The organism is Trebonia sp., assembly GCF_030042015.1.
In the GTDB taxonomy this organism is placed as follows: domain Bacteria; phylum Actinomycetota; class Actinomycetes; order Streptosporangiales; family Streptosporangiaceae; genus Trebonia.
In genome coordinates this window covers 1-7777 of the sequence record NZ_JASIAL010000534.1, presented here as the reverse complement: position 1 = coordinate 7777, position 7777 = coordinate 1, and the positions used below count along the sequence as shown (strand labels likewise).

Annotated in this window: 7 protein-coding genes; 6 read left to right on the top strand and 1 reads right to left on the bottom strand. The window is 70.0% G+C overall.

All coding sequences use genetic code 11. The annotated features are described in order from the left end of the window. Window positions 1-158 precede the first annotated feature (158 nt). The 5 genes from Q1N79_RS28295 (at window position 159) to Q1N79_RS28275 (ending at window position 4510) form a co-directional block, all read left to right on the top strand. A complete protein-coding gene (locus Q1N79_RS28295; protein WP_300614111.1) occupies window positions 159-1055 on the top strand; it encodes a LysR substrate-binding domain-containing protein in 897 nt (298 codons plus the stop codon). A gap of 54 nt (window positions 1056-1109) precedes the next feature. After that, window positions 1110-2519: a ribulose-bisphosphate carboxylase large subunit gene (locus Q1N79_RS28290; protein ID WP_300614110.1), complete on the top strand. Its 1410-nt coding sequence runs from the start codon at window positions 1110-1112 to the stop codon at window positions 2517-2519. 18 nt (window positions 2520-2537) lie between these two features. Further along, the gene (locus tag Q1N79_RS28285; RefSeq protein WP_300614109.1) at window positions 2538-2849 is read left to right on the top strand and encodes a ribulose bisphosphate carboxylase small subunit; all 312 of its coding nucleotides are present in this window, start codon (window positions 2538-2540) and stop codon (window positions 2847-2849) included. Continuing rightward, window positions 2850-3836 (top strand): phosphoribulokinase, encoded by a 987-nt coding sequence (locus tag Q1N79_RS28280; protein ID WP_300614108.1) that lies wholly within the window; start codon window positions 2850-2852, stop codon window positions 3834-3836. It abuts the gene before it with no gap. 62 nt (window positions 3837-3898) lie between these two features. Beyond that, window positions 3899-4510, top strand: coding sequence for a hypothetical protein (locus Q1N79_RS28275; RefSeq protein WP_300614107.1), 612 nt, complete (start codon window positions 3899-3901; stop codon window positions 4508-4510). Between the two features lie 76 nt (window positions 4511-4586). Here the strand turns inward: Q1N79_RS28275 and Q1N79_RS28270 are convergent, their stop codons facing one another. Next, window positions 4587-5618, bottom strand: coding sequence for a D-alanyl-D-alanine carboxypeptidase (locus Q1N79_RS28270; protein WP_300614106.1), 1032 nt, complete (start codon window positions 5616-5618; stop codon window positions 4587-4589). Window positions 5619-5873: 255 nt separating this feature from the next. Here Q1N79_RS28270 and Q1N79_RS28265 point away from each other — a divergent pair. Then, on the top strand, window positions 5874-7777 hold a 1904-nt coding region (locus Q1N79_RS28265), incomplete at its 3' end, for a serine/threonine-protein kinase (RefSeq protein WP_300614105.1).

Genomic DNA, 7777 nt, shown 5'->3' with positions numbered 1-7777 from the left:
TCGGCGTCGACATCACGGCGAGTTCGTGGCAGGAGCTCATGCACCGCAGGTGAGACGGCGCCGCTGAACCGGTCGCCCTGGCGGTCACGACCAGGCCGGCGCAATCATAGGTGAATGCCTATGGCTTAGTGCCCGGGCAGCTTCGCAGGAGGTGCCCGGTGGCGATCACCCTGACCCAGATCCGCGCGTTCCTCGCGGTGAAGAGCACAGGCAGCGTGCACGCCGCCGCCGGCCAGCTGCTCGTCAGCCAGCCGTCGGTGTCAGCCGCGATCGCCTCGCTCGCCCGCGAGGTGGGCGCCGCGCTCTTCGAACGGCACGGCCGCGGAGTGCGGCTGACCGAGTCGGGCGAGGCCTTCGCGCCCTACGCGGCTCAAGTGCTCGGCCTGCTTGACCAGGGCAGGAACGCGGCACTGGAGGCGGCTCACCCGGAGAACTCCAGAGTCAGGCTGGTCGCCGTGAACACCGCGGGTGAGTACCTGGCGCCGCCGCTTATCCAGGCCTACCGGCAGCTCCATCCGGGCGTCGCCATCCTGCTCGAGGTCGGCAACCGCGCCACCGTGTTCGAGCGGCTGGAATCAAGGCGCGCTGACATCGGCATCGGCGGCCGGCCGGCGGGCAGGGCTCTTGCCGGATTCCCCTTCGTCGGGAACGAGCTGATCGTCGTGGGCAGGGAGGTGCCAGCCGACCTGGCCCGGACCCCCTGGCTGCTGCGCGAGGACGGCTCGGGCACCCGGCTGGCGACCGAGCGCCTGCTCGCCGACCTGGACCTGGGCTCAGCCGGGGCCGGCGCACCCGAGCTGCTCACGCTCGGCTCGAACGGCGCGATCAAGCAGGGCCTGGTCGTCGGCCTTGGCGTCACGTTGATCTCGCGGTTCGCCGTGGCCAGCGAGCTGCGCAGCGGCACGCTGTGCGAGATCGGCGTCGCCGGCACGCCGCTGACCCGTCCGTGGCATGTCCTGTTCCCGTCGGCCGGGCCGCGACGCCCGGCGGTCCGCGCGTTCGGCGAGTTCCTTCGTTCCGCCCGGGGCCGCGCTGTCATACAAAAACTTCTATGACATATCGAAAAATCTGGCCTTTTTTAAATTATTCGCCCTGCATAGGCTGCAGGCATGTTCGAAGCAGGCGTTCGCGAGTACAGCGAGATCTACTGGGATCCCCACTACCAGCCGGGCGATAGCGATGTCCTGGCGGCGTTCAGGCTGATTCCGCAGCCAGAGGTGGCGCCGGAGGAGGCCGCGGCGGCCGTGGCGGCCGAGTCGTCGACCGCTACCTGGACGACGGTGTGGACCGACCGGCTGACGACGCTGGAGCGCTACCAGGCGCGTGCCTACTGCCTCGAGCCCGTGCCTGGCCGGGGTGACCAGTACCTCGCCTACATCGCCTATCCCCTCGAGCTGTTCGAGGAGGGATCGGTGACCAGCATGATGGCCTCGATCACGGGCAACGTGTTCGGCTTCAAGGCGATCCGGGCGCTGCGGCTTGAGGACCTGCGGATCCCTGTCGCGCTCGTCAAGACCTTCCAGGGTCCGCCGGCCGGCATCCAGGTCGAGCGGGACCGGCTGAACAAGTACGGCCGACCGCTGCTCGGCGCCACGTTGAAGCCCAAGCTCGGCCTGTCCGCGCGGAACTACGGGCGCGCGTGCTTTGAGCTGCTGGCCGGCGGGCTCGACTTCACCAAAGACGATGAGAACATCACCTCGCAGCCGTTCATGCGCTGGGGCGACCGCTTCCAGTTCGTGATGGAGGCGGTCCGTAAGGCCGAGCACGAGACCGGCGAGCGCAAGGGGCACTATCTCAACGTCACCGCGCCGGACTGCGAGCAGATGCTGGAGCGCGCCGAGTTCGCCAGGCAGCTCGGCTCGCCCATCATCATGCACGACTACCTGGTCGGCGGCCTCTCGGCGCACGCCACCCTGTCCCGGTGGTGCCGGCGCCACGGCATGCTGCTGCACGTTCACCGCGCCCTGCACGCGGTCGTCGACCGGCAGAGGGACCACGGCATCCACTTCCGGGTGCTGGCCAAGTGGCTGCGCCTGGCCGGCGGCGACCATCTGCACACCGGCACGGTGGTCGGCAAGCTGGAAGGCGACCGAGAGACCACGCTGGGCGTGGTGGACCTGCTGCGCGCGGACTTCGTCCCCGCCAACCGGAGCAGGGGCATCTACTTTGACCAGGAGTGGGCGTCGCTGCCCGCCGTGCTGCCCGCCGCCTCGGGCGGGATCCACGTCTGGCACATGCCGGCGCTGGTCGAGATCTTCGGCGATGACGCGGTCTTCCAGTTCGGCGGCGGTTCCGCGGGCCATCCGCAGGGCAGCCGCGCTGGGGCGACGGCGAACCGGGTAGCACTGGAAGCATGCGTGCAGGCCCGCAACGAGGGACGCGACCTGGCCGCGGAAGGACCGGACATCCTCAAGCAGGCCGCCCGGCAGTCTCCCGAGCTGGCCGCCGCGCTGGAAACCTGGCGGGAGATCCGGTTCGAATTCGAGGCAGTCGACGTCCCCGATGTGCTGCAGCCGTAAGCGGAACGAGGTGCGGATATGAGGCTTGAGACGTTCTCCTACCTGCCCGAGCTGTCCAGCGAGCAGCTCGCGCGGCAGCTCCGCTCGATTCTCGGCCGGCACCTGGTCGTCGGCATCGAGTACACGAGCGCGCCAGATCCCTGCGACCACTACTGGACCATGTGGAAGCTCCCGCTGTTCGATACCGCCGACCCGGCCGTCGTGCTGGCCGAGCTCGCGGCGTGCCGGGCGGCCAACCCGGGCGCGTACATCAAGGTCAACGGCTACGATCCCGGCCGCCAGGGCCAGGTCGTCTCGTTCGTCGCGGCACAGCCAGACCGGGTGAGCTGAATGCCCCGGCCAATCATGCTGAGCATCGCGGGCGATTCCGGTTCAGGAAAGACGACGATCACCCGTGGCGTGGTGCGCGTGCTCGGCGACGACCGGGTCACCCATTTCTGCGCCGACGACTACCATCGCTACGACCGGCGCCAGCGCGCCGAGCGCTGCATCACGCCGCTCGATCCGGCGTGCAACTACCTGGACGTGCTGACGTGCGATATCAGGCACTTGCGCCACAACGAGGCCATACTCAAGCCGGTATACCAGCACACCGACGGCACCTTCGGGCCGCCTGTCTACATGAGCCCCGCCCGGTTCGTGGTGGCCGAAGGGCTGCTCATCAACCACACTTCGGAGCTGCGGGACATGTTCGACATCCGCGTCTACCTGAACCCGCCCGAGGACGTGCGGCGACGCTGGAAAGTGGCACGCGACTGCTCACGCCGCGGGTACTCGACCGACCAGGTGCTCAGGGAACTGGACCGGCGCGAGCGCGACTCCGAGGCCTACATCCGCCCCCAGCGCCATTACGCCGACATCGTCATCTCGTTTATGCCGGGTACACCGGGCCAGTCCCAGGACCCCGGTCAGCTCGACGCGCACCTGTTCCTGCGCGACTCGCTGCCGCACCCCGACCTGGCCGGAGTCGTGGGCGACGGAGCCGACGCCGACGACCTGACGCTCACCGAGCAGCCCGGCGAGAAAGAACTGCGGATTCCCGGCACGATCTCCCCGGCCAGGGCCGTGGCGCTGGAAGAGGCCATCTGGGATCGCATGCAGTTCGCCAGCCACTTGCGCGCGCAGCGGCTCGGCGAGTTCACGATCGGCTCCGACCTGCACCGCTCAGAAGCGCTCGGCCTCACCCAGCTCCTGCTCCTGTACCACCTGGTCACCGCCAGGGCCGTCATCGCGCTAGGCGGGCAGAGCGCCCGCGCGTCCGCCCAGTCAAGCGCGGACATCCCCGTCCCCGATCAGGTTCCCGCGACCAACTCCTGAGCCCGGGGGCCGCGGCAGGGCACGCAGTGACTGGAGCGACCGGGCGAGTGGGATATCGCCTGATGGAAGCGCTCGCCGACACGGGCGCTGAGATGACCGCGATGGTGCGTGTGGAGGCCAAAGCCGCCGACCTGCCCGGCGCGCCGCGGCACATGGTGGCATCCTTCGACGATCCGCCGCCTGCCGCGTTCCTGTGCGACTTCGACCGGATCTTCCTGCTCAGCCCCGAGCAGGAAGAGCAGGCCGAACTCGAAACGGTGTTCACCGACGCGGTCGCGGCGGCCGGCCGCCGCGACCGGCCGCCGGCCGCACATTGTCAAGATCTGCCTCGACGGCTTCCAGGATCCGGACTGCGAGGTGCTGAGGCGATCCGGCTGACCGGGACGATCTCGGCGCCCGCGGGCCAGGGACGAGTCGGCTGGATCGCGGCAGCCGATGTTGCCAGGGTCGCCGCCCGGGTCCTGACCAGTCCGGGCCACGAGAACATGACGTACGTGCTCACCGGGCCCGATGCGCTGGGATACGCCGATGGACTACGAGGATCAGGCACCGGCGCGGGCAAGGCAACTCATGCTCGCGGACGGGCTGAGCCCCTGGGCGGCCGATGGCGAGCTGGAGCGGTTCGCGTGGATCAGGCAAGGCGGCGCGGGAGCCGTGACCGGCACCGTGCGTGAGCTGACAGGGGCCGATCCCCGCCCGCTGGAGGACTGGCTGAGCCAGTCGCGCGCCAGCTTCGCCTGACGCCTTTGCTCAGAAGTGGCTGAAGCCCCAGTTCAGGACCCGGGTGGCGACCGGGCCGGTGACGGTGATGTCGTTGCCGGGAGTGCCCAGCGTCACCCCGATCAGGGTCAGGCCGTCCTGGGTCGCCTCGAAGAGCAGGCAGTTGCCGGCCGCCTTGGTGTCGCCGGTCTTGATCCCGGTCGCGCCCGGGTAGACGCCGATCAGCGGGTTGGTGTTCTGCCAGAAGTAGCCGTGGTGGCCGTCGCCGGCCGGGAGTGAGTAGCTGGCCTGGCCGACAATCGAGGCGAACACCGGGTAGCTCATCGCATACCGGGCCAGCGTGATCAGGTTCGCGGGGGTCGACCAGGTGGAGTACTCGGTCGGCCACGGCATGCCGTCGAAGTTCGAGAAGTGCGTGTCGGTCAGGCCGAGCTTGCTGGCTTCCGCGTTCATCTTGGCGATGAACGCGTCGGTCCCTGGACCGTAGGCCTGCGCGAGCGTATAGGCGGCGTCGCAGCCGGACGGCAGCAACAGCGCCTCGAGCAGCTCAAGCGCGGTGAGCCGGTCGCCTACGATCAGGCCCGCCGTGCTTGGCCCGTTCTGGCTGTCCAGGTAGGCGATGACCGACTCGGGCACCGTGATCTCCCGGTTCAGGTCGCCTGCCTGGATCACCACCAGGGCCGTCATGACCTTCACGATGCTGCCGATTGGCCGTTCGGTGTTCAGGCCGATGCTCCACAGGATCTTGCCCGTGGCCGCGTTGGCCAAAGCGGCGCCCTTCACCTTGATGTCGGCCGGGCCGGTCACGACGGCGGGCGCAGCATGCGTGGCCGAGGCGGCCTGCCCAGCCGCGGCGGTCCGCGTTCTCGTAGCGGTCCGCGTTCCTGAAGCGGTCCGCGTGGTCGAGGCGGCCCGCGCGGCAGAGCCGGCCGGAGCGGCAGAGCCTGCCGGAGCGGCAGAGCCGGCCCGGGCACCCAGCTGGAGCTGGAGGGCCACGGGCGGATGCGTGTCGCTGGCGTGGGCCAGGAAGACGCCGGCGCCCGCTAGCGGCAGGGCCACCATGACGGCAAGCAGAGCCAGGACTGGGTCTCGGGGTGAGGGCATGCGCACATTCGCTAGCCTAAACGCGAAATCAGCAGCGAGTCCGCTCCCTTGCAGGACTGGTCGATCGCGCCATCACGGGATCACGGCGAGCACGCCGCCTGACTCAGGAAACCCGCGGCCACGCCCAACGGATAATCGTCACTTTTTGTAGCATTTAGCTACCCGATGTCGGTACGCTGATCCCCGTCGGCAGCATCAGTGGGGGACTGCGCGATGGACGCATGGGTCGTTCCTGGCTACGTGCACGAGCGGGAGCTCGGGCACGGGGCGTCCGGCCGTGTGGTCGTGGCCGTGCACCGCGACTCCGGCCGTCGGGTGGCGATTAGATACCTCACGCCCCGGCTGTTGGCAAGCGATGGCTTTCGTGTGCGCTTCGGCTACGATGCCGCGATCCTGGAGTTCCTTGACGTCCCGCAGGTAGTCCGGCTGCTGGCCTACGTCGAAGAGCCTGGCGCGGGCGCGGCGATCGTGATGGAGCTGGTCGACGGGGCCTCGCTGCGCGAGATGCTCTCGCAGCACGGGGCGATCTCCCCGGAGGCGGCGCTCGCGGTGCTGAAGGGGTCGCTGCTCGGCCTCGGCCCCGCCCATGCACTCGGCGTCGTGCACGGGGACTACAAGCCGGAGAACGTGCTCGTCGACGGCGAGGGGAACACCAAGGTCTCCGACTTCGGCCTGGCGGTCAAGGCGGGCAGGCGCGTCCGGTCGGCAGGCACCCCGCTGTACCTGGCACCGGAACTGTGGGAAGGTGCCGAGCCGAGCGGGGCCAGCGACATCTACGCGGCCACGGCGGTGTTCTTCGAGTGCCTGACCGGCAAGACGCCGTTCTCCGGTTCGCTCGCCGGGCTGCGTAAGCAGCACCTGTTCGCCGTCGTGCCCGTCGACCAGGTCGATGAGCCGCTCCGGGCCCTGGTCGCGCGTGGCATGGCGATGTTTCCGTCGGCCAGGCCGGCCGACGCCGCGGAATTCGCCGCCGAGCTCGAGGAGACGGCGGTGGCCGCCTACGGGCCAGACTGGGAGGCACGCGGTCGCGCCCAGCTGGCGGAGCGCGCCGCCGCGTCGCCGCGGCAGCCGGCCGGCACGAGCGTCGCCGGTGAAACGAGCGGCGCGCCCGCGGTCACCTGGATCGGCTCCCAGGTGACCTGGATCGCCTCCCATAAGAAGGCCGCCGCCGTGGGGATCGCGGCGAGCGTCGCGGTCATGGTCGGGATCGCCACGACCGCGGTCGCCCTCTCGGGTGGCGGTAACCACAGTCCGCGCGCCGCAAGCAGCCCGGCGGGCACTCCGACGCCGCCGGTCATCACGGTGAACGCGAACTTCCAGGCGGTCGCCAACACGGTACCGCCGGTGGCGGTTTCGTCCTGCCGCACGCCCACGACGTTCACGTACAGCTCCGACATCACCGCGTCGGCGGCCGGGGTGGTGTCCTATCGGTGGGTTTACTCGTCAGGTCAGAAGAGCGCGGTGCGGGCGCTTCGGTTCGCCGCGGCGGGGACCCAGCAGGTGCCGGGCGGGGTCGTGCGGGCCAAGGGCGCCGGCACCGGCTGGGCGGAGCTCCAGATCGTGGCACCCGCGGCGTCATATTCGAACAAGGCGAGCTACCGGCTGCTGTGCAGGAAGCCGGGCAGCCGGCCTGGCCAGGTCACGGCGGTGGCTGCGGTGACGCCGGCAACGGGTACGGTCACGTGCGGGGCGGCGCCGCCCGACTTCACCTTCACCGGCACGATCACCACCTCGAAGGCCGGGCGGGTCAGCTACTACTGGGCGCTTTCCGGCGGAGCGGCGTCAGCGCCGGCGACCCTGACGTTCGGGGCGCCCGGTACCCAGGCAGTGCAGCCGTTCACCGTGACGCCGCCAGGCGACACCGCCACTGGCGCGGCCGAGCTCGTGGTGACCAGCCCGGTCCCGGCCGTCTCCAACACGGCCGCGTACACGCTGACGTGCGTAACGAGCGGCGGCAGCAAGTATCCCGCGCTGGCGATCACCACGTCCGCGCTGCCTGGCGGCACCGAGGGCAAGGCCTATTCGGCGACGGTGTCCGCGACCGGCGGCGACGGCGCCTACACCTGGTCCGCGGCCGGCCTGCCGGACGGCCTCGGCATCAACGCGGGCACGGGCAC